General features: G+C 40.5%; 19 protein-coding genes. 6 read left to right on the top strand and 13 right to left on the bottom strand.

Translation table 11 applies throughout. The features are described 5' to 3' along the window. Positions 1-141: 141 nt before the first annotated feature. The 3 genes from IEV36_RS00925 to IEV36_RS00915 all read right to left on the bottom strand — a co-directional run bounded on the left by IEV36_RS00925 (position 142) and on the right by IEV36_RS00915 (position 3998). Positions 142-2421: a molybdopterin-dependent oxidoreductase gene (locus IEV36_RS00925; protein WP_005257307.1), complete on the bottom strand. Its 2280-nt coding sequence runs from the start codon at positions 2419-2421 to the stop codon at positions 142-144. An 18-nt stretch (positions 2422-2439) separates the two neighbouring features. Continuing rightward, a complete protein-coding gene (locus IEV36_RS00920; protein WP_005257306.1) occupies positions 2440-3306 on the bottom strand; it encodes a MaoC/PaaZ C-terminal domain-containing protein in 867 nt (288 codons plus the stop codon). Positions 3307-3809: 503 nt separating this feature from the next. After that, positions 3810-3998, bottom strand: a complete 189-nt coding sequence (locus IEV36_RS00915) for a hypothetical protein (RefSeq protein ID WP_005257304.1) — start codon at positions 3996-3998, stop codon at positions 3810-3812. A 253-nt stretch (positions 3999-4251) separates the two neighbouring features. Between IEV36_RS00915 and otsB the strand changes: the two genes are divergently transcribed. Together otsB and IEV36_RS00905 are read left to right on the top strand one after the other, a co-directional pair. Further along, a complete protein-coding gene (gene otsB, locus IEV36_RS00910) occupies positions 4252-5103 on the top strand; it encodes a trehalose-phosphatase (protein ID WP_005257295.1) in 852 nt (283 codons plus the stop codon). Then, positions 5091-6527 carry a trehalose-6-phosphate synthase gene (locus tag IEV36_RS00905; protein ID WP_005257293.1) on the top strand — a complete coding sequence of 479 codons (1437 nt, stop codon included), beginning with the start codon at positions 5091-5093 and terminating at the stop codon, positions 6525-6527. The genes otsB and IEV36_RS00905 overlap by 13 nt, the downstream gene beginning before the upstream one ends. A gap of 61 nt (positions 6528-6588) precedes the next feature. Here the strand turns inward: IEV36_RS00905 and IEV36_RS00900 are convergent, their stop codons facing one another. From IEV36_RS00900 to IEV36_RS00885, 4 genes are all read right to left on the bottom strand, one after another. Further along, entirely contained in the window at positions 6589-7779 is a 1191-nt protein-coding gene (locus IEV36_RS00900; protein ID WP_005257291.1) for an MFS transporter, read from the bottom strand. 443 nt (positions 7780-8222) lie between these two features. Beyond that, on the bottom strand, positions 8223-9677 hold the full coding sequence (locus IEV36_RS00895; protein WP_005257289.1) for a SulP family inorganic anion transporter: 1455 nt from the start codon (positions 9675-9677) through the stop codon (positions 8223-8225). Positions 9678-10018: 341 nt separating this feature from the next. Then, positions 10019-10468 carry a hypothetical protein gene (locus IEV36_RS00890; RefSeq protein ID WP_004771957.1) on the bottom strand — a complete coding sequence of 150 codons (450 nt, stop codon included), beginning with the start codon at positions 10466-10468 and terminating at the stop codon, positions 10019-10021. 168 nt (positions 10469-10636) lie between these two features. After that, entirely contained in the window at positions 10637-10852 is a 216-nt protein-coding gene (locus tag IEV36_RS00885; protein ID WP_005257288.1) for a hypothetical protein, read from the bottom strand. 600 nt (positions 10853-11452) lie between these two features. On the opposite strand from IEV36_RS00885, the gene IEV36_RS00880 reads away from it, so the two are divergent. After that, complete coding sequence (locus IEV36_RS00880) at positions 11453-11902, top strand: hypothetical protein (protein ID WP_004771956.1); 450 nt, start codon at positions 11453-11455, stop codon at positions 11900-11902. Between the two features lie 127 nt (positions 11903-12029). Here IEV36_RS00880 and IEV36_RS00875 read toward each other — a convergent pair whose 3' ends face one another. Further along, complete coding sequence (locus IEV36_RS00875; RefSeq protein ID WP_005257287.1) at positions 12030-12929, bottom strand: LysR family transcriptional regulator; 900 nt, start codon at positions 12927-12929, stop codon at positions 12030-12032. Positions 12930-13176: 247 nt separating this feature from the next. On the opposite strand from IEV36_RS00875, the gene IEV36_RS00870 reads away from it, so the two are divergent. Beyond that, the gene (locus tag IEV36_RS00870; RefSeq protein WP_005257286.1) at positions 13177-14343 is read left to right on the top strand and encodes a YbfB/YjiJ family MFS transporter; all 1167 of its coding nucleotides are present in this window, start codon (positions 13177-13179) and stop codon (positions 14341-14343) included. A gap of 15 nt (positions 14344-14358) precedes the next feature. Here the strand turns inward: IEV36_RS00870 and IEV36_RS00865 are convergent, their stop codons facing one another. The 5 genes from IEV36_RS00865 to IEV36_RS00845 all read right to left on the bottom strand — a co-directional run bounded on the left by IEV36_RS00865 (position 14359) and on the right by IEV36_RS00845 (position 23588). After that, on the bottom strand, positions 14359-14967 hold the full coding sequence (locus IEV36_RS00865; protein WP_005257285.1) for an NTP transferase domain-containing protein: 609 nt from the start codon (positions 14965-14967) through the stop codon (positions 14359-14361). Further along, positions 14964-17744, bottom strand: coding sequence for a nitrate reductase (locus IEV36_RS00860; protein ID WP_005257284.1), 2781 nt, complete (start codon positions 17742-17744; stop codon positions 14964-14966). Before IEV36_RS00860 ends, IEV36_RS00865 begins: the two co-directional genes overlap by 4 nt. 270 nt (positions 17745-18014) lie before the next feature. Continuing rightward, positions 18015-19649: a nitrite reductase small subunit NirD gene (gene nirD / locus IEV36_RS00855; protein ID WP_005257283.1), complete on the bottom strand. Its 1635-nt coding sequence runs from the start codon at positions 19647-19649 to the stop codon at positions 18015-18017. Positions 19650-19660: 11 nt separating this feature from the next. Continuing rightward, complete coding sequence (nirB, locus tag IEV36_RS00850; RefSeq protein WP_005257282.1) at positions 19661-22207, bottom strand: nitrite reductase large subunit NirB; 2547 nt, start codon at positions 22205-22207, stop codon at positions 19661-19663. 28 nt (positions 22208-22235) lie between these two features. Then, on the bottom strand, positions 22236-23588 hold the full coding sequence (locus tag IEV36_RS00845; protein WP_005257281.1) for an MFS transporter: 1353 nt from the start codon (positions 23586-23588) through the stop codon (positions 22236-22238). A 535-nt stretch (positions 23589-24123) separates the two neighbouring features. On the opposite strand from IEV36_RS00845, the gene IEV36_RS00840 reads away from it, so the two are divergent. Further along, positions 24124-24714 carry an ANTAR domain-containing response regulator gene (locus tag IEV36_RS00840; protein ID WP_004771946.1) on the top strand — a complete coding sequence of 197 codons (591 nt, stop codon included), beginning with the start codon at positions 24124-24126 and terminating at the stop codon, positions 24712-24714. Continuing rightward, positions 24715-25737, top strand: a complete 1023-nt coding sequence (locus IEV36_RS00835) for an ABC transporter substrate-binding protein (RefSeq protein ID WP_005257280.1) — start codon at positions 24715-24717, stop codon at positions 25735-25737. The last annotated feature ends 462 nt before the right edge of the window (positions 25738-26199 follow it).

The raw sequence follows: 26199 nt of genomic DNA, 5'->3' as shown, positions 1-26199 counted from the left end.
AAGCAACACTTTCAATTTACGCATAAAAATATCTGATGTCTTGCATATTTTTGTTCAGCCCCCTTGCACTATTTTCAGGCAGCTTTCCTTGTATTGATAATATTTGGTGCATGATGCTCATAAAATCAATACGCTGATCGTCTAAACCGTCAAATGCTGTAAACGCACAGGTACATATTTATGATATGGCGTTTTGGACAACGGATCACAATGCCCTGTTGAAGTCAGGCGGTTCAATTGTGGCCCAACTGGCTCAGCGCCAGCATAACTTAATCCATAACCATGCGGTAATGACACTACACCTTTTCGCATCCCTTCATCAAGCTCAACCGTAACCTGAATACGACCATGCTCTGAAATACATTGCAGCATTTGTCCTGTTTCAACACCTAACGCCAAGGCATCATCAGGATTCATTCTTAAACGTCCTTCTGCATCCACTTTACGCCATGCTGGATCTCGATAGATCTGATTCGCATTGTAGCTACGTCGTTCACCTGCCAGTAAAATAAAAGGATAATCTGCTGTGGCTGCAAATTTCTGATGCTTTAATTCAGCCAGCTCGATAAACATTTCTGGAATTGCCAAACGAATTTTTTTGTCTTTATAGGCAATCAGCTCCCAGACATCAGCATAATCATGTGCAGACAATACAACGCCTGAACGCTGTTTCAAAATGGCCTGAAAAAGCGTTACCCCAAGATTAAAACGATTGCCTTCATAGCCCGCCCGCTTCACTGCTTTGAAATGCTGTGCTGCGTATTGCATACATAAAGGCAATAACAAAGCTGTCGAGGCAGCATCATCGGGTAATGTTTTGCCCAAAGTGCGATATACAATGGATGCCGCATAAGGAATCAGCTTCTTATTTTTTACAAAAGAGGCGCCAAGCGCTGCGAAATAGGCAAGATAAGCCGTTTTCGCACGATCTTTTTCCGCAATTTTACTCAGGATTGGAAACTGTCGGGGAATAACCTGCATGGCTTCCAATAATCGCGTATAAATTTCCGCTTCAGGTAAAGTATTACCTTGTGCTTTAAAAAGTGGATGCCGTAAATGAAAGCCATTTTTAGGAAATTCTAAGTTGAATCCCGTAAATTCCCATTTTTCGAATTGGGTGTGCGCTGGTAAAACATAATGTGCCAGACGTGCAGTTTCTGTCATTGCAACATCAACCACGACCAAAAGTTCCAGTGATTGAAAGGCTTGCTCATAAGCGCCGGTATCAGGATAAGTCAGTAAAGGATTGCAACTATCCACGAATACGGCACGAACTCGTTTTTCCCCAGCCTTTAAAATTTCATCAGGCAAAATATTCGGGGGAAAGAAACCAGAAATGGGGAACATTTTATGGTGAACTGTACGGCGATACTTTGGATTCCGCTCATCGGTATTGCTCAGGATTGGAATAAACATGGTATGTAGGTTATTGGTTCCCTGCTGACCAAAATGTCCTGTAAGTAAATACAAAAGTTTTTCCAAATAACCATTCAAGGTCGTGTTTAAAGTGTGTTGAATACCTAAATCAATACGTACACAGCCACGTTTAGCTTTGGCAAAGTCACGCACGACCTGATAAATCAATTCAACTGAAACATCCGCTTTCTGGATATATTCCGCTATCGGAATCGCTTCAAACGCCTGTTTAACTTCGTCAAAACCATGTGTATGTTGCTGAATAAATTGCTGATCATACAATTCCTCTTTAAGCAGGATTGCGATCATGGCAGACATCAGATAGGCGTCTGTTCCAGGTTTCAGTTGTACATGAATATCGGCTTGTTTAGCCGTTTCAGTAACACGTGGGTCAAACACCACCATCGTCCGATTCGGATCTTTCTTAATATGTTTCAAGGTATCACGGGCATTTGGAATGCCGTGTGCCTGAAATGGATTGGTTCCAATAAACAGGACATAGTCAGCATGCTCGACATCTTCCGTGGTATGACAGGCTTGACTACCGAACAAACGACCATTGACCCAGAAATCTCCGGTTTTTTCTTGTGCTAAGGAGTTATAAGAATAAAAACTTTTCATGGCATATAACAGTTGCCGACCATAGGCAGCTCCCAAATGGTTTCCCTGGCCGCCACCACCGACAGAAGCGAATGCCGTTCCCCCATGTGTATCCCGAATCTGTACAAGCTGATCAGCAATCTCCTCAATCGCTTGATCCCAACTGATCTCCTTGAATGAACCATCGACTTGACGTTTTAATGGCGCGGTCAAACGATCTGCGTGTTGCTGGTAATGCTGCAAACGTGCTGCTTTTTGGCAAATATAGCCTTGAGAAAAAGGATGCTGGGTATCACCTTTTATCTTTTTAAACTGATTATCTGCAACTTCAACACTCAGCCCACAGTTGCGTGAACATAAAATACAAGCCGTTACATCCTGTCTTAGTGCTGTTCCAGTCGTCATTGTTCTCACCTTATTGTTTTATGAATATTGGCCCATTAAACAGATTTGCCCTGCTGAACCCACAACACGAATATGTTGCTCAGTGCTGATTTCTACTTGGTTATCTGTTGAGGGTAATTTAACAGGTTTTAAAAAACGAACATCAATTTGCTGAATTGGCTCAGGAAGAAACTCAAAGCTGCGTGCAAATACGCCAAAACCATGTAGGACTTTTTGCCCAAAGCTCGATAGTTTTGCTAACGGTCCAACCCAATGAATTGGATTAAAATCACCCGTCAATAATGCAAACTTAAAACCGTCATCGGCTGTCGCAGACCATTCGCCTAAACTGTGCCAGTTTTCATTATCTGTCGTTTCAGTACGCTTGGTTTTCTCAAAATTGGGCAAAATAAATGCCATATGCAATACCGCTTCGACCAGCGTTGGCTGAGTAATCGTACCCGTGATAATTTGCACTGAAACACGAGCCAAGCCATTACGCTCATCCACAGATGCGATCTTGGCCTGAATCAATAGCTTTTTATTTCTGGGAATGTCACCATAAATCTTTAGGCTCACACCTTGATTGATGACCTGACTAAGCGGGTAACTTGTTTGTAAAAGCAGACGGGTTGCAAATGAAAGTCCCCATTGTGAAACCATATGTGCGGGGATGGAATCTGGATATTTACGAGCTGATGCTCCACTCCATTCAATATAATGCTTCACCAACTCATCGCTTGGTGGTTGAATAATTTCTTTAATCGGTGCCAACGCTTGCCAATCACCTTGCTGAACTTTAGCTTTTGAGAAGCTTCGTAATACAATTTTCCCAAGCCCAGCCAAGGTTGTCTGATGCTCAAATAAAAACTGCAATGGAATCTGCTGATAACGAACTCCCCTCATCTCTTACTCCTTCTTCCTTTTATTTTTCTATTACGATGTTCACTGCACGCATACAAGTATTGGCTTAATTGTATCGAGCCTGACATGTTTGAAATTTAATCAAGTTCTAAAATAGAACTCAACAAGAGAAAGGTCAAGACCTTCTGTCTGAATCAGGAAATAATGACAGACGCATGCAAACGACCATTTTTATTTATATCTTATAGAAATAATAAATAACGATATAAAAATTTAATTAGTGATTAATACCTAATGTCTTTTATTTAGGCATGATATTTTCACAAAGAATTAAAATGCATACCAAACACCCTAATTTAATAAATAAAAAATTAGACGAAATATTTCTTTTATATCTCAAACAATTACCTAAATATCAAGATTAAAACAGGATAAAACACTGATAATAAAAAAAGGACTTTTGCATATTAATACAAAAGCCCTTCCATATGAGACATATTACAACAAACTGATCCAAGAATGATTAATCAATCACATAATACTCATCAATATATTAACTTCTTGTGTTTTAACATTAGATCTTTCTTTTCACTAGATAATTGCTCATTCATATCTTTTGATTGATACATCTTGTTTTTTTTAAACATAAATTCGGGCTTATAATTTCCTTCCTGATCATAATTAGCAGGATTAAATTCAGGAAAATCATCATAATAATCAGATACTTTTTGCATATTCATCTCCTATGACTCAATACAGATTATTAAAAACTAATATATTAAAGTATGTACCACAACAGAGCCATGCACTATATAAATGGTAAACGCTAAAAGATTCTATATGAGAAATGTAAGGAAAATTTACGATGTATTACAAGCATTACTAATGTAAATTACGTTCTGCTTGTGTTTACTTATTGACAAATCAACTATTATAAAAATTTTATCGCTCTATAATAAAATAAAATGGCAATAAGAGAGATTAAAATTGAACAACAGAATAGATAAAACAAGTTCAACATTAGATTATTTACAGAGTTTGAGAGATAAGCTTAGCTCAAATTATAATAAGCCATGTCTATTTCTAGATATAGATGGAACTTTAGCTGATTTTCAACTCGATCCAAATGACTGTTTTATTCCAGCTAAGACTTTAAATACTCTAGAAAAAATAATTTCAAATAAAATCCCTGTGGTTGCCGTAACAGGACGGGATATTGATTCTGCACGTAAATTATTTGAATCTCTTGATCTTCCAATTGCTGCATTGCATGGATTAGATATATACCTTGGAAAAGAAAAAGAATTACATGTATCCAAGAATTTCCTAGAAATTTCTTATATTTATAATATGTTAACTAAGGCATGTATCCCATATCCAGATTTACTGATTGAAAATAAGAAATCTTCAATTGCACTACATTATCGAAAAGCACCAGCGCTGGAATCTATAGCAAAAAAAATAATATTGGAAAGTCAGCAGGTATTCCCCAACCTAAAACTGATTCAAGGAAAATTCGTTTATGAATTAATCCCTGCTCAAGCGAATAAAGGCTTGGCAATCGAGGAAGTTTTAGCGCATTTCAACCAGCATGATCTTTATATTCCCGTTTTCATTGGTGACGACGTCACGGATGAAGATGGTTTTTATTTTGTCAATCAGGTGGAACATGGCATCTCAATCAAGGTCGGTCAAGGGCTTACCCATGCCAGATACCAGCTTCAAGATACAAAACAAGTGCATGATTTTTTAGAATTATTTTTAGAACACATTCAGAACTATGACAACAAGGTTAAGGGTAACAACAACTTAGGTGGAGAGAAAATATGTCTAAATTAATTATTTTATCCAATCGTGTCAGTATTCCAAATGGACAAAAACCTGCCGCAGGCGGACTTGCTGTCGCCATACAAGATGCGTTAGATGATATTGGCGGTGTATGGTTGGGATGGAATGGAGAAAAAGTCGATACACAAGACGACGTTCATTTTAATATACTTCGTAAAGACAATGTTGAATATATCACCTGCCCTTTAACACATAATCAATATTCAGATTATTATGCTGGATTTGCCAATAATACGCTTTGGCCGGCTATGCATTATCGTTCAGACCTGATTGAATATAAGTCATCAGAATATGAGGGATATCAGCAAGTCAATTATTTATTCGCTCAAAAACTTGCTGAAATTGCACAACCAGAAGATACCATTTGGGTGCATGATTATCATTTTTTAAGTGTGGCAAAATATTGTCGTGAACTGGGTATGCAAAATAAGATCGGATTTTTCCTGCATATTCCTTTTGCACCTTTATTTATCTGGCAAAGAATTCCGTGTGCCCAACAATTAATTGAGGATTTATGCCAATACGATGTGGTGGGTCTACAAACCGATAAAGATCAAAAAGTATGTATGCAAGTATGCACATCTTTATTGAAAGCACAGAAGATTCAACAGACCTTAGTCAGCTATCATCAGCGTCTGACCATGATTAAATGCTACCCGATTGGGGTAAATCCAGCAGCGATTCAAAAAGCGGCCCAACAGTTTATTGATGTACAAGACCTCTTTACCCGCCCAGTAGAGTTGAATGCTGCGAAAACCATTATTGGCGTAGATCGGATTGATTATTCAAAAGGTTTGCTGGAACGCTTTCTGTCCTATGCAGAGTTCTTAGAAAAATATCCTGAGTATCAGCAGCATATTCAACATTTACAGATTGCCTGCCCATGCCGCTTGGAAGTTCCAGCTTATCAGCGTTTATTTGAGCGTTTCAAGATTAAGATCGAGATGATTAATCAGGAATTTGCACAGGAAGACTGGCAACCCGTGGAATGTATTTATGATGCGATGAAACATCATCATTTGATGCAAATCTACCGTCAAGCGGATGTGTGCTGGATCAGTTCAATACGAGATGGGATGAATCTGGTCGCGAAAGAATATATTGCCGCGCAAAATCCATCGAATCCAGGTGTATTGATTCTATCCAAATATGCAGGTGCTGCGGAGCATATGTCAGAAGCACTACTAGTTGATCCTACCGACAAAACGGCAATGGTCGATACTTTAAAAACAGCACTGGAAATGCCACGACAAGAACGTATTTCACGCTACAAACAACTGATGAAAGGTTTAAAAGATTTTGATATTAATGACTGGCGCAATGCATTTCTTAATGACTTACAGTACAAAACTTCTTTGCAGGATTTCAGATTTATGGGCATGCGTAACGTTAACCCTATTTATCAAAATTTATAGTACTTCGATTTGTAAAGAACTGGCAGTATCCAGATATTGCCAGTTCAGTTCACTCTGACGCTTATTTCACGTAAGTAAAACGATTTAAAGCCACAATCAATAATAATAGAACAGATAACGCCATAAACACTGTACTTAAACCAATCAGCTCACCAATCATTCCAATGAAAGCAGGTCCAACCAAAATACCGGTATAAGCCAAAGTCGAAACACAAGACAAAGCAACTGCGCTTGCCATCACCGTCTGACGTCCAGCACGGGAAAACATGATCGGAACGATATTGGAACAACCTGCGCCAACCAGTGTATATCCCACTAAAACCAGCCACCAATGCGGTGCGATACCGACCAAAGCCAAACCTAAAGTTGCGCAAATCGCGCTATAGGTTAAAAGCTTTTTCTCACCAAAATAACGGATCAGGAAATGCCCTGTAAAACGACCTGTGGTCATGGCAATCGCGAAGAAGGTATACGCCAATCCTGCAAAAGCGGCATTAACCCCATATTCATGGGTTAAATAAATACCACTCCAGTCCATCGCCGCGCCTTCTGTCATGAAAATGATGAAGCAGGCAATACCAATTAACACAATTAAAGGCCGCGGCAAACGCTGACGTATCGACTTTTTCACTGTCGATGCTGCTTCTGAATCCGTATTTTCCACCGCTTTTATGCTGAATGGCACTGACAGAAAAGCAATAACCGCCAATAGTAAACTCACAGCAAGTGCACTAACTACAGGCGAAATATTTAAAGCAAGCAATGCAGTAATGGTTAGCACCCCTGCTAATCCACCGAGACTTGCCATACCATGAAAGCCAGACATTAATGATTTTAAGCTATTCTTCTCAACCACTACGGCCTGAATATTGAGTGCAACGCCCAAACTTCCTGCTGCTGTGCCAAATAAGAATAAGGTGATCGCCATCATTAACGGCGTATTCCATAAGCTGAGGCTTGGCAATAGAACGGCAAGCAAGAGTAAAGCGAACCCGATCGGCGCACGACAGCCAATACGCTGAACAATTTTACCTGTCGCAGGCATAGCCAGCATTGCACCTAAGCCACTGCATAAGAGTAATAAGCCAAAATCTGCATGATTAAAATGCAAACGTTGCTGAGCAAAAGGAATCAACGGCGCCCATGCAGCCGTGGCAAAACCAAGACCGAAAAAGCTAAAACGAGTTGAAAGACGTTGAGCACTTAATTGAATTTCAGGATCAATAAGAGCAGTTCTGGAAAAAAGGATCATTTAATACCATCCACACAAATTAACTCAGATCTTCCATCTCAGATAAATCTCCATAGAAAAACCCCTGCTAATCTATAGAGAAGTTCTATAAATCCACAGAGGCTTTTATGGCGAAATTATACACAAAATTACGGTAAAAACACTATTTTTTACAAATATAAAGTCATTATATTTCAATAATTTAGTTTCAAATCTACAATAAAATTAAAGTACTTATTTCTAAGGATTTTTTAATTTACATCAATATAATAAAGAATAAATTGATGCATATTCACCACTTAGTGTTTTTTAATCTAAAAATCTGAAAGTTTTCTTGTCTTAAAATATTTGCATATTAAAAAATGATCAACTTGAGTTTCTTTGGCAAATAAAAGGTTCAATGTGCAACAAAAAAGCCTCTGCCCGTGTAGAGGCTTAATCATTGTTATGTTATAGAAACAGATTTAGATTTTGGCATGTGTACCATACTTATCAATCATGATGGAACTGGCTTCATTCAAACCACGTACGGTGACATGTATCCCATTTTTCTGGAATTTGCTGATGACCGAATCCAGCATTGCCACGGAAGTGACATCCCAAATATGAGAATGAGTTAAATCAATAATCACTGCTTTCACCCCTTCTTTAAAGTCAAAACGCTGTAAGAACTTTTCTGACGAACTAAAAAAGATTTGCCCATGCAGCTCATATAAACGTGTAGCGCCTTCACATGATGTCTTCACATGAATATCATTTTCCAGTTTATTGGCAAGGAATAATGCGGATAACAGTACGCCTGTTAATACACCTAAGGCCAGATTATGCGTAGCGACCACAACAGCAACTGTCGCGATCATCACCACATTACTGCTCTTGGGATTAGCGGTGAACTGGGTAATCGATTTCCATTCAAAGGTGCTGATCGAAACCATGATCATCACGGCGACCAAAGCAGCCATCGGGATGACTTTGAGCCAATCACTCAGAAAAACCACCAGAATAAGTAAAAATATACCCGCACAAAAGGTCGATAATCTGGTCAAACCACCTGATTTCACATTAATCATCGATTGACCAATCATGGCACAACCAGCCATCCCACCCATGAATCCAGAAGCAATATTGGCGATGCCCTGACCTTTACATTCCTGAAACTTGTCGCTTGGTGTATCAGTCATTTCATCCACAATGGTTGCCGTCATCATCGATTCCAGCAGACCCACGACAGCCATTGGAATCGAGTAAGGCAAAATAATCATGAGTGTTTCGAGGTTTAAAGGAATATCAGGCAATAAAAATATAGGAAGCGTATTGGGTAACTCGCCCATATCGCCTACCGTTCTAAGGTCAATTCCCATCGACATGGCGATCAGGGTAATGATGATAATGCAGACCAACGGCGATGGTAGAAGCTTTCCTAGTTTTGGAATTAGAGGAAATAAATAGATAATGGCTAAACCCAGAGCGACAAAAACATATACATGCCACGTCACGTTCATCAGCTCAGGTAACTGCGCCATAAAAATCAGAATCGCTAAAGCATTCACGAAACCAATGACCACTGACTTCGATACAAAACGCATCAACTTGGCCAGCTTCAGATAACCCGCAATAATCTGGAAGATACCGGTCAAAATAGTGGCTGCAAGTAAATATTGCAGTCCATGTTCTTTAACTAACGTGACCATGAGCAAAGCCATAGCCCCTGTTGCGGCAGAAATCATGGCTGGACGACCGCCGACAAAGGAAATCACGACCGCAATACAGAAAGAGGCATATAAACCAATTTTAGGATCGACACCAGCAATAATAGAGAAAGCGATCGCTTCTGGAATAAGTGCCAGACCAACCACAAGTCCAGACAAAATATCCCCGCGAATATTGGAGAACCATTGTTCCCGAACATTGGATAACATAGAAATAGCCTATTCGTATAATTTTAAATCAAGGCTAGTGATGTGATATATACATGCACACGACTACACCACCTCACTAGTCAAAGTGATGAGTTAATTTTCAAGCAAGAGAAATCAACTAGGGTGGCGTAAGCTGCATAAGATGAATGAAGAGATCAGAATGAATTGTGGCGCTAGACTAACATGGGTTCAAAATGATGTCATCTGATCATCTCCTTATATTTCGCTCTGACTCTTTCTTTGAATAAAAAAAATACCGCCTTTAATGGCGGTACGCTGCAGTCCAGCGATTGCAGAAGTATGAGGGGTTCGGAGCCTCATACTTCTTTAGCACAACTTGTTTAACTCATTGAATGTTCTTTGAATTCTTCACTTTTAAAATAGGATACCAACTCGTCATAGCAGTTCTCTTGCTGAGGACGAACCAGTTTTTCAAGCTGATAATGAACTGTAAACTCAGGTGGAATATTCTCAAGAATTGGCGGCAGTTTTTTCTTACCTCCAATAGTAATTCTCTCAATAAACCCTGCCAGCCATAAAATGAATTCGTCCCGATGTTGATGATGTGGCACCAAGCTCACATCAATATTCAAGGCATCTTCGCGTAAAGGCTTTTGGAAACCTTCCTGAAAATCGATATACTGGTACAGCAATTTCATTTCTGTGCCCTTGATTTCCTTTCTCACCTCTTTAATTAAAAAATTTAGATACTCAACAGGCTTTTGCGTAAATTTTTTTTCATCTTTAAACTTGTTATATACTTTTTCCGCTATACGCAAATATTGTGGCATTTCTTATATCCTCCATTTATCTATACAGGATAAATTATGGAGATATCCTAGTTATCATTTGTAATGATTGTTTAGTTTTATTTTTACTATGTAACTGTAATGTTTAAAGAAAATTCTGAGCAGCGCAGTCAGGATTCACCATTAGATCAAGTAAAAAGAGTGATGTTTTTAACATTTTTGAATCTTAATGATATCGGTTAGATGCTTTCCTGTTTCTCGCTCTGTATGTTGATATACAATTTGTAATATTTGCTTCGTCTCCAAATCTTTTAGGAAAAGAAGAATATTTTGCATCTCCTCAATTTCATAGCCATATCCTATAAATAAGAACTCACCGACACCTAGCTCGGTAATATTTTCTTCAAGCCTAAGCATTTTATTCATAGCTTTACCTTATTATTTTCGTACTACTATTTCATAATAATCTAAAACCATTAATTAGAAGTTATTCTAAACAATTCAACAACAACCAATATTCAAATATTATTTATCTAGCTTATAACTTTACAATAAAATATTTTCCAACAATTCCACTTACGATAAAAATCCAACTATTAATTTAAATGAAAATCATTTTTAACCAAAATTAATCATAAGAACAAATGTTACTATTTTTTAGAAAAAGAAAATATAACTTACACTTTACTCTACAAAATTCTCTTAATTATTCTAATGCAGTTTCAGTATTCACATTCCATAAGATTAGAGTTAATTTAAGTTAAAATTAAGATGACAATGCGCAAAAGTCAGTGTCTTAAAAGCAAGACCAGAACAATACATGAGCTTAAATAAAAGCTAAAGATGAGATGGATAAGCACACAAGAAATCCCTGCTCAGCGCACGCCACTAATCGAGTCAATTCCACTGAATCTCAAGGTTACACGTGATAATAGTATTAACAATTTAATAAATAAATTTAGTTAAATCTTACATTTAATCGGGTTTTACTAGAATGAATACTTATCACTTGAAGAATGAGAGCAAATGACGTACCAAAACGAAATACAGACTTTAACTAATCTTGCAACTACCTTTCGGGAAGCTTTAGATCACGTGACGAATGGCTTTATTACAGGAGCATTTAGTAAATTTCCAAAGGAATGTGGTTCTGATGCCTGTGACCTATTGCAGTATTATTTACTCAATGTCCATTATATTAAGTCTGATTATCGGGTCGGAAAAGTTCAGATTTCTTCACGCACACCAGAAATCGCGCACTGTTATCTGGTCGTAAATGGCGTTATTCTTGATCTTACAGCCGATCAATTTCATAAAGAATGGTTTCCTAAAGTCATTGTTTGTGAAAGTGCCCAGTATCCTTTAACACCTTATTTTAAATATGTGCGTAGTAAATCTGGACAAGACCTCATTCCATTAAATCCTTATTTACAGTCTATTTATGATCAAGTGTTAAAATATTTACAAAGAAAATAAGTTTATCTTTCAAGTGAAATATTCGAGTATAAAATATAGTCTTATTATTTTATACTCGAACAAAAAAGAGTAAAGTCTAGCGATATTCTAAAAATAAAAAGGTGCTGTATTGTCTACTCTATTTCTATTACCCGCATACTGCTTCTGTATTCGCATTTGAATGTGACATCGTCTGTAAATGCTCAAAAAAATGATGCATATTGGTTGCCCATTTGCTCATATCTTTATCTACAATCAGATAAGTGTTGATATCTCCAACAAAATCCATGTCATGTATCTGCACCCGATCAGCAAAATGTGATTGCTGTACATAACTCACAGGCAAAATCGCAAGCCCAACATCTAGACTGACACAACTAACGATGCCATCCAAACTTCCCATTTCTATGATATTCGCTGCTGGAAGTTGAAATGATGAAAGAAAGGAATCAATTGCTTTGCGATAACTACAGCCTTGCTTGAAGGCAATAAATTTCTGTTGAACCAGATATTCCTTTGAAAGTTGTTGTGGTGCTTTTTTTGAAGAAATTAAAACCAGTTTCTCTGTCCAAACATGGAAATTAAACATGCCTTCGATCGGGGCATGATTGGCAACAAATGCACAATCCAGCTTGGAGATTTTTACCAAATCGATCAGCTCTCGACTCGGAGCAGTTGATAAGGCAAAAGGAAAATCGGGCGCAGATTCTTGTAAATCCCGAAATAAGGCTGGAAGCCTCACCGCCGCTGTTGTTTCCATACTGCCAATTTCTAAAGGACAACGGGCTGCCAGTTGGGTATTACAAAAGGTATCCAGCAGCTCTTGTTGTAGATCGAGCATTTTTTCTGCATAACTATATAACTGTATACCTGCCCGAGTCGGCTGAATTGGATTCTGCCGATGCAACAGTTCAACTTTAAGTTCGGTTTCTAGTTTTTTGATATGACTGGTGACATTGGACTGCACCGTATGTAATCGCTTTGCAGCTTCGGAAAAACTGCCTAACTTCACCACTGCCATGAACATTTCTAAAGACTTAATCTGCATCGCTATCACTATTAAAGATAGTTAGTATCAATTCAAATCATTTTACATGATTAGTGACTCTTGTTTAAATTTTATTAAATTTCTCCAGATGTCATGCTGATTCAAAATGAACATGTCTAAACTTATATTTCTCATCTGTATTCTAAGTTGTTTTAGCTATGGGCTTTTTTTGGTCGATAGCAAAATCTTTGGCAAAGCACGACCTTTAGATCACATCAACTATAGCGATTAAATTTTGGTGCTGAACATGATCAAGACTGAGGGAATAAACGCTCATAAGCAGCAAACACTGCAATCCGCATTCTGTGCAGCGCTGATTATGGCGATTGGGATGGGATTTGGCCGCTTTGCATTCACGGCGGTCTATCCACATATGATTGAGGAAGACATTTTAAATTTGCATAGTGCCAGTGTCGCAGCATCCGCTAACTATGCAGGCTATTTGTTTGGGGCTTTATTCGCAATTAAAATCCAGTCGCAGCACAGCTATTTCACCTGTGTATTTGCAACGGTAGGTACAGCACTTTGTCTCACCCTTCTTGCTTATGTAGATTCAGCTTCGGTTATTATTTTTATTCGTGGTCTTGCAGGTGTATTGAGTGCCTTCGCTATGATTTCAGCCTCGTTATGGCTGTTAGAACAACAGAAGCAAGTGCATCAAGCCCCTATTTTATATGCAGGCGTTGGTCTTGGGATTGCCTTGTCCGCTGAACTTTTGGTTTTCGGTACAGAACTTGGGTGGCAGAGTAAAAGCTTGTGGTTATTGCTTGGGCTGTCCAGTTTTGTCCTTGGCTTCGCTGCTATTGTTGGTTTATCTCGAGCTCAGCCCAGACAGGTTATAGAGTCGCATCTATCACACACCAATGCTAAAACACCCAAAGCCATCGCACTCATTCTGATTTATGCCTTGGCAGGTTTTGGCTACATTATCACGGCAACCTATTTACCTTTGCTGGTCAAACAGGCCTTACCGAATATTGATGCGACACATATCTGGGCGATCTTCGGTTTGGGTGCGATTCCTTCCTGTTTTTTCTGGCATTACCTACATCAGAGACTTGGGACACGAATCGCTTTATCTTCTAATCTGGGGGTACAGGCTGTCGGTGTTGTCTTACCTATCATGCTGCCAACTACTTTAGGTTATCTGTTGAGTGCGTTACTAGTGGGTGGAACCTTTATGGGAACTGTGACCATTGCCATGCCTGTCGCACAGCGAATTGCTCATCAAAGTAAAAATAATTTAATTGCCATCATGACCGTCGTCTATGGCCTCGGTCAGATTATAGGGCCAATCACAGCAAATGCCCTATTTTCAATCTATCACACCCTTAATAGCTCACTAATAACTGCTGCGGGGGCTTTATTGATTGCAACACTGATGAGTCTAAAATCAACTGAAGCGATTCATTAAGCTGGAATAGATGACTTAAAAAACCTTCATCTGCTTGTATTGTTGCAACTCATCTAAGGAGTTAATGCTATGACAAAACAGGCTTTGCTTCTGAAATGCGACCATCTGTGCATTCAATTGTTTAAAACAATCTCGCAAGCTGAGTTTGTTCTCAGCGATTGCTTGTTCCAACACCGACAAACTTTCTCGCTTCAGCAAACAAAATGGATATAACGCATCTCCATTCATTGTGACGTACGCCACCTGTGCTTGAGGCGTCTTGTGTAAAGCTCGATGCAGTTTGACTAAAACCTGATTGGGAATATAAGTCACATCACAGGGAATAAATAAAACATAGTCAGCTTTAACATGCGACCATGCGCTTTTCATACCCATTAATGGGCCTAGAAAACCCTGCTGATCATCGGCATAGCATTGAATATCTGGTTCAATCTGTTGGTAAATCGAACGATCACGATGGCTATTCACCCAAATCTGTTGTACTTGGGTCTTAAAATGCTCAGAAATTTTTAACAGTTGAATCTGATCATCGAACTGTTGCAGTAGCTTGTTCACGCCATTCATACGACGCGCTTGCCCTCCCGCCAAGATCACCAGATCCGTAGCAGGATATTCGGTATTCATGCTTCTGCCTCCAGTTGACAGGTTTTGATCAGGCCACGAATTTCAGGTAAGCAGGAACCACAATTTCCGCCTGCTTTCAAACATGCAGTGACTTGTTTTTCATGCGTGATATTTTGCGTTTTAATGGCTTCAATAATCTTATTTTTACCCACTTTAAAGCAACTACAGACCAATGGTCCATCATTATTTGCAGCGGACATTGGCATACCAGCCAGCAGTGCTTTACGATGCAGAGCACTTAATCTTTCACGTTTGAATAAGCTTGCCACCCAATCCCGATCAGGTAATAAATCGGCAGGAGCGATATATAAACTGGCAACCAGAACACCTTCTTTTAAAATCACACTATGACTGAGTTGCGATGAAATATCTTCAAGGCTTAACCATTCATAAGTTTCATCAACAAAAGGCAGGAAGCTTTTTAAATTCTTTTGGGTTTGATCAATACTCTGACGATCAGCAATTTCATAACGAATGGCTTTTGCAGTTTTGATCTTGGTCCACCACGCACAATTTTGCAATGAAGCTTTGATATGATGTTCAAAGCCTTCACGTACATAGAGGACGCCTTGCCAAGTGGTATGGAACGGCTGAATCGCGACAGGGGTATGTTTAAACTCTGGCTCCCCTGAAATCGCATCCACCACAGGATTGACTACTTTACCAATCCGCGCATCAGAAGCGACTTGCTCAGTCCAGTGAATCGGTGCAAAGATTTGACCACGGCGAACCCCTTGCGCCAAGGTCACCCGCAGCACGCAACGGCCCCATTCCGAGCGAACTTCGACCAAAGCTTTATCACGAATACCAAATTTTAACGCATCATTCGGGTGAATCTCACAAAATGGTTCAGCGCGATGTGTGGTGAGATTTGCCGATAAACCCGTGCGAGTCATGGTATGCCACTGATCACGGATACGCCCCGTATTCAACACCAAAGGATAATCTTCAGAGATCGCATGCACTGGATCTATGGCAACGGTTGGAATCAATTTGGCTTTTTGGTTTTTATGGCTAAAACGACCTCGATCAAATAACTGCTCCACCGCAACACTTTGACCTTTCTCCCATACAGGCCATTGGATTGGGCGTAGATGATCATATTCATCCAGACTTAAATTCATAAGGCCCTTTAAATTGAAATAACGGAAATTTTCAACTTGGTCGCGTTGGTCAACACTGGCATTTTGATAAGCCGATAAAGCCGCATGTTCATTAAAAATGTCAGCAGCGTAATTAAAATCAAACCCGTTAAACCCCAGTTTTTTTGCAACCTGAGCAACTGCCCACCAATCGGCTTTGGCTTGTTTTGGCGGCGTTAAAAATGCACGTTGACGTGAGATACGGCGTTCAGAATTGGTAACTGTGCCATCTTTCTCCCCCCACCCCAGTGCAGGTAACAACACATCGGCATACGCCGTGGTATCTGTATCTGCACAAATATCAGAGACCACCACAAACTCACATTTTTCCAATGCACGTTTGACTTGATCTGCATCGGGTAAGCTCACTACAGGATTGGTTGCCATAATCCAGATCGCTTTGATTTTTCCGCTTTCCACGGCTTGGAATAAATCAACTGCTTTTAAGCCTGCTTGCTTGGCAATCACAGGACTGTTCCAGAAATCTTGTACCAGTTTTTGATGTGAAGAATTGTCCAAATCCAGATGCGCAGCCAACATATTGGCGAGCCCACCTACCTCACGGCCGCCCATGGCATTGGGTTGACCCGTCATAGAAAATGGCGCTGCACCTAATTTGCCAATTTTCCCAGTCAGTAAATGACAGTTGATAATGCTATTGGCTTTGTTCACCCCTTGAGAGGATTGATTCACGCCCATTGAAAATAGCGTAATCACTTTCTCCGTCTTGGCAAATTTATCAAAAAAAAGTTGTAGTTTTTCTGCGGAGATCCCTGTCCGTTTCACTAATCCATTAAAATCTTGCTCGCTGGCACTCGCAGCTAAAAGTGCCGCTAAACCTTCAGTATAGGTCTCTACAAAATGCTGATCGATATAATCATTGCGATATAAATACTGAAACAAGCCGTTAAATAAAGCCACATCTTGACCAGGTAAGATCGGCAAATGTAAATCCGCTTGCTCACAGGTACTGGTAAAACGAGGGTCGACCACCACCACAAATAAATCTGGATTCTTACTTTTGGCCTGCATGATGCGTTGATACAAAACAGGATGACACCATGCAGTATTGGAGCCGACTAAAACCACCATGTCAGTATGTTCAAAATCTTCATAACTGGCTGGAACAATATCTTCACCAAAAGCACGTTTATGTGCCGCAACCGCAGATGACATACATAAGCGTGAATTGGTATCAATATTAGCAGTGCCTAAATAGCCTTTTACAAACTTATTCACCACATAATAGTCTTCCGTCAGCAACTGACCTGAGACATAAAATGCAACACTGTCTGCGCCATATTGATCAATACAGGTTTGAAACTGATCTGAAATTTTCTCGATGGCTTGATCCCATGTGGTGACTTGACGATGGTTTTTACGACCAAACATCGGATGCAAGACACGAGTTTCCAAGCCCAACGTATCTACAAGATTGCTGCCTTTAATGCAAAGCCGTCCGAAGTTGGAAGGATGATCCGGACTTCCTACAACTTGTACCGTCGTGCCATGCGTTTTATGTTGGACACTGACATCCACACCACAGCCAACCCCACAATAGGGGCATGTTGTTTTTGTTATGATTGTTTCTGCTTGATCGGAGCGACTGTGTTCTAAATTTTGAATACTGTTCATGACTGCCCCTTTTACCTAGTTAATCTTTTTCAAGATGCTTACTCTCGGGAGTCTTACCGAGTTCTCATCTTATTTTCAGGCTAAGCCTTCGGCTCGACCTACTTTTCATTCGGGAAAAGTAGGCAAAACCATTGTCATCTGCAAAACCTGTTCTCTTCTGTCACCTATTTAGCTTCATCGCAGAAACATTTCTTACAAAAACTATGCAGGTTGCAGATGACCCTTCCGAGTATCAAATTACTTACTTAGGAATTTAATCTCTTAGAAATATTACCCTGCCTTTTTCATTGCAAAATCCTTACCAAATAACAGCTTGTTTCTAAATGTAGAAACGGGTGTTTGATCTGCAATCAACTCGGCATACCACATGCCATCTTCGGTATCACCAAACAAAACTGCACCAATCACTTTGTCTTTCTGGATAATGATACGCTTATAAATTTGACGCTTATCATCATTAAGGATGATGTCTTCATAATCCTCCTTCGGCTCGCTATTTTCTAAATCAATTCGCCCAGCAGAGAATACGTCGACACCACTGACTTTTAACTGTGTCGGTACGGTTGGCGATTTAAAGGTTAAGCTGCCATGTTCAGCCAAATGCGTTGCACAGATGAAGGCTTGTCCCCACAAGGGTTCAACCAGACCAAAAGTTTGATTACGATGCTCAATGCATTCGCCCACAGCATAGATACTTGGATCAAAGGTTTGCATGGTGTCATTCACCAAGATGCCACGATTACAACGTAGTCCTGCACTTTGAGCCAAAGCAATATTTGGACGGATCCCAACAGCAAAAATGACTAAATCTGCGTCCAGTATCGTTCCATCTTTAAGACGGACTTGACTGACATGACCCTCTTCACCAATCAATGCTTCAGTATTGGCTTCTGTAATGATATTGATGCCCTTTTGCTCAATACTATGGCGCAACATCCGGCTGGCACGGCCATCCAACTGACGTTCCATAATTCGATCCATCAGGTGTAGAACGGTCACATTCATACCGCGTTGTTTCAGTCCATACGCCGCTTCCAGACCCAGCAAACCACCACCAATCACCACGGCATTCTTCTTGGTTTCGCAATATTTGATCATGGTGTTGACATCATAAATATCACGGAAGCTGATCACGCCTTTTAAATCGACACCTTGCACAGGTGGAATAAATGGCGATGAACCAGTCGCAATAATCAAACGATCATAATCAACGCTTTCGCCTTTCTCGGTATGTACCACTTTGCGAGTACGATCAATCTTGATCGCAGGATCATCAGCGATAAATTGAATCCCTTTATCGCGATACCATGCATGTGGATGCAGCATGATGTCATCAATGGTTTTTTCACCTGAAAGCACTGGTGACAGCATAATACGGTTGTAATTACCCCAAGGTTCTTCACCAATCACCGTCACCTCATAGCGATCTGGTGCCATGTCTAGTAAGTCCTCTAAGCAACGCATCCCCGCCAGTCCATTGCCAATCAGCACCAGTTTCAGCTTTTCTTGCGCAGCGCCATTATTGGTAATATAGGTTTTTTGCGGAACAGACCCAACCCAAACACGACCATTTTCAATTTTTGTTGGGAAAACCAATAACTTTTGGTCTTTATCTTCCAGACAACGACCCGTCGCTAAGCTGAAATGTTGCTTATAAATCGGCGACGCAATGACACGTTCACCTTGTAAATCGCCAATAATGCCACGGCACATCACGTTGGCTTGGCTGAACGGATCCTTATTGCTTAAAGCATAAATACGTTTTTCATGCCCAACACGAAACAGTGCCACTGATTGACCTTCAATCAATGCGCCGACACCTGTATTTGGTGTGATGTCATCCAGCGCACATACCTCAACCCATTGATTTTCTGGCAGCATATTCATGTTCTTTAAACTGGTCATTTGAATTCTCCTTATGCTTCAACCATTGGGATACGATCGACTGAACGTTCAGCGTCATTTAATGGGCGAATCTGATCACGCACTTGAGTAAATTGAATATGTGGATCAGCTTGCTCTTCTGCACTGGCGTTGATATAGGTTTGGAAACGTTTACGGATTTCAGGGTCTTCAACCGCGGTACGCCATTCATCTTGATAAGTGCCAATCACATGGCTCATACGAAGTTCTAACTCTTCGGCTAGCCCTAGCGAATCATCGACAATGACCGATTTAAGATAATCTAAACCACCTTCCATGTTGTCACGCCATACACTGGTGCGCTGTAAACGATCTGCTGTTTGGATATAGAACATAAAGAAACGATCGATATAACGAATCAAGGTTTCAGTATCAAGATCTGATGCCAGTAGCTCTGCATGACGTGGTTTCATGCCACCATTCCCACAGACATACAGGTTCCAACCTTTCTCAGTTGCAATTACCCCAACATCTTTACCTTGTGCCTCTGCACATTCACGAGTACAGCCTGACACAGCCATTTTCAGTTTATGCGGTGAACGTAAGCCTTTATAACGATTCTCAAGTTCAATCGCCAAGCCCACAGAATCATCGACGCCATAACGACACCATGTACTACCGACACATGATTTCACGGTACGTAAGGATTTACCGTAAGCATGACCTGATTCAAAACCAGCTGCGTTGAGCTCTTCCCAAATATATGGGAGTTGATGGATTTGCGCACCAAATAAGTCGACCCGTTGTCCACCTGTGATTTTGGTATACAGGTTATATTTTTTGGCAATTTGACCGACAGCGATTAAACCATCTGGCGTAACTTCACCGCCTGCCATACGCGGAACTACTGAGTAAGAGCCATCTTTTTGAATATTGCCCAAGTAGTAATCATTACTGTCCTGTAGACCCGCATGGCTTGGCTCAAGTACAAAATCATTCCAGCACGATGCCAAAATATTGGCCGCCATCGGCTTACAAATATCACAGCCTAGACCATGACCATGTTGCTGAATCAAATCGTCAAAGGTCTTGATTTCATTGACACGAACCAAGTGATAAATTTCTTGGCGCGAGTATGGAAAGTGCTCACAAACATGGTTATTGACCGTTACGCCTTGGCGTTGTAGTTCAGACTTCAACACTTGGGTCACTAAAGGTGCACAACCACCACAAGCCGTCGCCGCTTTAGTACATTTTTTTAACGCACCCAAAGAGGTTGAGCCATCACAAATCGCTTGGCAAATATCGGCTTTAGAGACGTTGTTACATGAACAAATGGTGGCACTATCAGGCAATAAATCGACACCACTGCCACCTGCTTTAGCGCCCGAATCGGCAAATCCCGGCATGATCAAACTTTCAGGCGTTTCTGGAAGCGTCAAACCATTCAACATCATTTGAAGCAGGTCATTGTATTCTTTGGCATCACCAACCAAGACTGCACCAAGCAATTTGGTTTTGTCTGCGTCAACCACAATTTTTTTATAAACCAATGCATCCTCATCAGCATAGAAATAGCTGAGTGAGTTTGGCGTCATGCCATGCGCATCACCAACGGATGCCACATCAACACCCATCAATTTCAATTTGGTGCTCATATCTGCACCTGCAAAACAATGCGTATCTTCAGCGAGGATATGTTTTGCCGCGATTCGTGCCATGTCATAGCCCGGTGCAACTAAGCCATAAATTTTGTTATCCCACAGTGCACATTCACCAATCGCATAAATATTGTCATCTGAGGTTTGGCAATAATCATTGATTTTAATCCCGCCACGCTCACCAAGTACTAAGCCACTGACACGCGCTAATTCGTCACGTGGACGAATCCCTGCCGAGAATAAAATGATATCGGTTTCCAGTTCGCTACCGTCAGCAAATTTCATCACATGTGTTGCACTTTCACCCGCTTCAATACATTGCGTGGCTTTTTGTGTGTGAACTTTAACCCCAAGATTTTCAATTTTACGGCGTAGAACTTTACCACCAAGATCATCAATCTGTACCGCCATCAAACGTGGCGCAAATTCCACCACATGCGTTTCCAAATTTAAATCACGTAGTGCTTTGGCTGCTTCCAACCCCAATAAGCCACCACCAATCACCACACCTGTCTTCGCATTCAGACTTGCTGCACGAATCGCATCCAAGTCTTCGATGGTACGATAGACAAAACAGTTTTCACGGTCATTGCCTGAGATCGGCGGAACAAAGGCATAAGAACCTGTTGCCAATACCAATTTGTCATAATGAATCACATCACCGAAATTGGTGGTCACCGTTTGCTCAGCAGGATTGATCTCAACCGCTTTGGTGTTTAATCGGAGGTCAATCCCATGCGCATCGGCAAAGTCAAAACGAGCCAGTGATAAGTCTTTTGCTGTTTTACCAGAGAAATATTCGGTCAAATGTACGCGGTCATAAGCAATACGAGGTTCTTCCGCAAGAATGGTAATTTCTAATTCATCATCCGCTTTCTCCAAGATGGCTTCGATGAATTTATGTCCCACCATACCGTGACCAATCATCACTAATTTCATTGTGTTTCTCCTAAAATCTGACGAATGATTAAGCTATGCTGCTTTGTTCTGAGCCACGTTCTAAAACGGCCTGCTCAAACAGACGTTGTTCTTTTTCTTTATGTTCGACTGAAAAGCGAATCAACATGACTGAACCTGCTGCAAAGACGACTAGGCCACCTAAAACCATCAAACAGGTTTGAATATCGACCATGCCTTTTAATAGGAAGCCTGCTGCAACTGCACCCACATTGCCACCTGCCCCAATAATGCCTGCCACGCCGCCTAAAGCATCACGATCAATGAATGGAACTAAGGCATAAGTTGCACCACAAGCCATATGGGTAAATAGTGCAAATACCGTCATACTCATCATGGCAAGTGCAACGCTATTCATTTGTGAAAACAGCATCAGGAATAAGCCTTCACCCAAGATCAGGATAAACAGCACTTTGGTACGACCATCCAGTCCTTTTTTGAGTGCGACTTTGTCTGAAACCAGTCCACCTAAGGCACGAGCAAATAGAGCCAATAAACCAAAGATTCCCGCAGCCAGCCCCGCTTCTTTTAATCCAAAATTGAAGTGCTCGACGTAATACATCGCAATGATGTTGTGCATGAAAATTTCGATACCGAAACACGCGGCATAAGAGGCAAACAAAATCCAGACACGATAGTTGCGTGCTGCGTGCATCAAGATTGCAACACCACCTTTTTTGTCACTTCCAACCACGACACCTTGCTCGCGCAATGCTTTAAAGTCGCCTTGAGGACAGTCTTGAGTAAGCTTCCAGTAAAGAATACCGACGATCACCATCATCACACCCGGGACGATCAGCGCAATTCTCCAACCCATCGCCTGTTCAACACCAAACATCACCAATGCAGCCAATAGCAATGGCATCAAAGCTTGTGTAGCACCACCACCCGCATTACCCCAACCCGCTGAAGTGGCATTCGCGGTTCCCACCACATTTGGCGCAAACATAATGCTGGTATGGTATTGCGTGATCACGAAGCTGGCACCGATGGCACCAATCAGCAAACGGAAGAAGAGAAAGGATTCGTAACTGTTGGCTGCGGCTACACCAAATACAGGAATACTGCCGATGAGTAACAAAGCGGTATAGGTTTTACGTGGGCCATACTTATCACACAGCGGCCCGACAATGAGGCGGACTACAATGGTGATTGCAACAGCAGCAATATTGATATTTGCGATTTGGTCTTTGGTTAAATGGAATTCACCTGCGATCACCGGCATTAAAGGCGCACAGGCAAACCAAGCAAAGAAGCAAACAAAGAAAGCCAGCCAGCTCATGTGGAATGCCCGCATTGCTGGTGCAGAAAAGTTAAATAACTTGATTGAAGTTGCTTTTTTAGCAGATAAATCTAAAGACATAGCCATCTCCCATACTGAACGTAATTTGCTTTGTTGACACATCAGGTTGTGTGAACAAATCGATCAGATCGGACATCGTTGGCCGTCTTATAACTTTACAAGTCATCTTTGACTCATGAGATATTTAGCAATTGCTATGCCAACTTTTTAAAATACAGCTTCAAAAACAGCATAAATAATTGTTTTATATTAATTATAATTAAAGACATTCTCCTAAAAATGCATTCTATTTCATTACTATATTCATAAAAATAAGAAATGAACTGTTTTATAGCAGCATTGAAACCGCCTCAAAAAAACTCTTTTTCCGCACCAAAAATGCGCATATTTATTTTGTGTTGGTTGGTCACATCTTTTTCATTTTTCTTTCTATCAATCGCAGTACACTAATCTCTATGAAGCATCTAGCTATGAATGCAGATCGAGATTTAACTCCTCATTGACTGGCACTAAATTTGCTTCAAAACAATTATCTCTATCCTATACCGCACATGACCTTAGATGTGCTTTGACTTAGCGTTTGACCTTTATACTTATGCCGAAACTCAAGATCGCTCTTATTGATGACGACCAGGCTCGGGCTGAATACCTAAAAGCATGCTTGATTGAACATGACTTTGATGTGGTGGCTTGTTTTACGCTGGATCACTTCAATCTATTTAAACTCGAACACCTCCAAGCAGATGTGATTCTGCTGGATATGGATCATCCACATCGTGATGTAATCGAAAGTTGTGTCAGCAACTTTGATCTACCGACTGTCCTGTTTACCAAAAATGCAGATAAAGACACCATTAAACAAACCATTGACGCGGGTATTACCGCCTATATCGTTGATGGTATTGACCCAAGCCGCTTACATACCATTCTCGATATTTCCATTGAGCAATATAAGAAACATAAAAAGCTGGAAGGTGATCTCAAAGATGCCAAGACCAAACTGGCAGATCGTAAAGATATTGAAAAGGCCAAAGTGTTGCTGATGCAATTACATGGGTTGACCGAAGATACCGCCTTTCAACTGCTCAGAAAAAATGCCATGAGCCATCGCATGACCATTGGAGAAATGGCGCGGCGCCTCCTTGATGCTCAACAACTGTTAAATAATCAATTAAAGGATGAGTAAATGGTTCATTCTATCGTATTAGAAAAAACTGACTTACAACTGGGCTATATTCCTTTACTCGACTGTGTTGCACTGCTTTGGGCTAAACAGCGTGGTTTTTTTGCCGAAAATGGATTAAATGTTCAACTGGTCAAAGAAGCATCTTGGGCAAGTTTACGAGACCGTTTGGCTTTTGGCCTGCTAGATGCTGCCCATTGCTTATCCGCCATGCTTCCCGCTGCGGCTATAGGCGCTGATCAGATAGGTATTCCGCTGCAAACACCCTTAGTGCTAAGTGAAAATCGTGCCTTTATTAGCATCAGCCAAAAATTATGCTATCAACTGAATATTGTTTCCCAAGATTCGGCTGAGTCCTCCGCCCATAAAGTCGTTGAATATATCCAGAATAATCATCCTTTGTCTCTTGCTCATGTATTTCAGCATTCAATTCATCATTATTGCTTAAGAGAATGGCTGGCCTTGGCCAGTCCTAAATTGGCACAATCTATTCAGTTAAAAACATTACCACCACCCTATATGGTTGAAGCCATCAGCAATCACCTGATTGATGGATTTTGTGTAGGCGAACCGTGGAATACACAAGCTGAAATTCAGGGCCTGAGCCATATCGTCTGCTCCAGCCAACAAATCATTCCCAATGTTGCAGATAAAGTGCTTGCCGTAACACAAGACTGGGCCAAACAGCACCCCCATACACTCATTGCACTGAGCCGTGCGATTCTGAAAGCACAACAGGAATTACGAGAATTGCAAGATTTTACTCAGGTGTGGCAAATGCTGATGGACTTTGATGTGATTCAATTTCCATGTTCAGCAGAGATTCACGTCGAGAAGTATTTTAGTATTCAGAAGATTATTCGGAACTTCGTACAAAATAGTGCTGAACCCAAAGCAGAAGATTTTGAATGGCTATTTCAGCAAATGTATAAATGGAATGATGTGACGTCAGAAAAAACCACCTATCTTGAGCAAGCACAGCACTGTATCTTGGGCTCGATTTATCAAGCTGCCAAAGAAACTTAAATCTTGAACAAAAAAAAGCTGTCTTGAAGTACCAAGACAGCATTGAAAGACCCATAAAAGATTACGCCAATCAGATGTAATCCTTTAAGTGATTGTTATCATATTGAAGTCATGCATATCTTTTTCGGACATTTTTATGTCATTAACTGCCATCCAGAATCAGGGATTTCATCATTTTTGCCAATGGCAACAACAAGCAGAGTGTTCAATCCATAAGCAGCACAATAGGTCTCTATATAGTACCTACCCACGAAATGAGAATACTCAGATGAAGGGAGAAGAATTTAAGCCTGACCATTTGCTACAGCCGATTAAAACCAAAATAAGAACCAAGATTAAAAAACATAAAATCAATAATTTACAATAAAAATATAGATTCCATTATTCAGGTTTTCAAACACTGGTTTCCACGATATAGTGAGCTACAAGTCATGTAAAAACAAACAGGCTTCGGCAAGATTG

It is taken from the genome of Acinetobacter vivianii (assembly GCF_014635885.1).
Lineage (GTDB): Bacteria > Pseudomonadota > Gammaproteobacteria > Pseudomonadales > Moraxellaceae > Acinetobacter > Acinetobacter vivianii.
The sequence above is the reverse complement of the archived record's forward strand: the minus strand, read 5'-3'. Positions and strand labels throughout refer to the sequence as shown.

Excerpts from the sequence above, each read along its gene's own strand:
- IEV36_RS00875 (WP_005257287.1), bottom strand. The coding sequence starts at position 12,929 with ATGCAGATTAAGTCTTTAGAAATGTTCATGGCAGTGGTGAAGTTAGGC.
- IEV36_RS00880 (WP_004771956.1), top strand. The coding sequence starts at position 11,453 with ATGACGTACCAAAACGAAATACAGACTTTAACTAATCTTGCAACTACC.
- IEV36_RS00840 (WP_004771946.1), top strand. The coding sequence starts at position 24,124 with ATGCCGAAACTCAAGATCGCTCTTATTGATGACGACCAGGCTCGGGCT.
- IEV36_RS00900 (WP_005257291.1), bottom strand. The coding sequence starts at position 7,779 with ATGATCCTTTTTTCCAGAACTGCTCTTATTGATCCTGAAATTCAATTA.
- nirB (WP_005257282.1), bottom strand. The coding sequence starts at position 22,207 with ATGAAATTAGTGATGATTGGTCACGGTATGGTGGGACATAAATTCATC.
- IEV36_RS00860 (WP_005257284.1), bottom strand. The coding sequence starts at position 17,744 with ATGAACAGTATTCAAAATTTAGAACACAGTCGCTCCGATCAAGCAGAA.
- IEV36_RS00845 (WP_005257281.1), bottom strand. The coding sequence starts at position 23,588 with ATGTCTTTAGATTTATCTGCTAAAAAAGCAACTTCAATCAAGTTATTT.
- IEV36_RS00925 (WP_005257307.1), bottom strand. The coding sequence starts at position 2,421 with ATGACGACTGGAACAGCACTAAGACAGGATGTAACGGCTTGTATTTTA.
- IEV36_RS00885 (WP_005257288.1), bottom strand. The coding sequence starts at position 10,852 with ATGAATAAAATGCTTAGGCTTGAAGAAAATATTACCGAGCTAGGTGTC.
- nirD (WP_005257283.1), bottom strand. The coding sequence starts at position 19,649 with ATGACCAGTTTAAAGAACATGAATATGCTGCCAGAAAATCAATGGGTT.
- IEV36_RS00905 (WP_005257293.1), top strand. The coding sequence starts at position 5,091 with ATGTCTAAATTAATTATTTTATCCAATCGTGTCAGTATTCCAAATGGA.
- IEV36_RS00915 (WP_005257304.1), bottom strand. The coding sequence starts at position 3,998 with ATGCAAAAAGTATCTGATTATTATGATGATTTTCCTGAATTTAATCCT.
- IEV36_RS00920 (WP_005257306.1), bottom strand. The coding sequence starts at position 3,306 with ATGAGGGGAGTTCGTTATCAGCAGATTCCATTGCAGTTTTTATTTGAG.
- IEV36_RS00835 (WP_005257280.1), top strand. The coding sequence starts at position 24,715 with ATGGTTCATTCTATCGTATTAGAAAAAACTGACTTACAACTGGGCTAT.
- IEV36_RS00895 (WP_005257289.1), bottom strand. The coding sequence starts at position 9,677 with ATGTTATCCAATGTTCGGGAACAATGGTTCTCCAATATTCGCGGGGAT.
- IEV36_RS00870 (WP_005257286.1), top strand. The coding sequence starts at position 13,177 with ATGATCAAGACTGAGGGAATAAACGCTCATAAGCAGCAAACACTGCAA.
- IEV36_RS00865 (WP_005257285.1), bottom strand. The coding sequence starts at position 14,967 with ATGAATACCGAATATCCTGCTACGGATCTGGTGATCTTGGCGGGAGGG.
- IEV36_RS00890 (WP_004771957.1), bottom strand. The coding sequence starts at position 10,468 with ATGCCACAATATTTGCGTATAGCGGAAAAAGTATATAACAAGTTTAAA.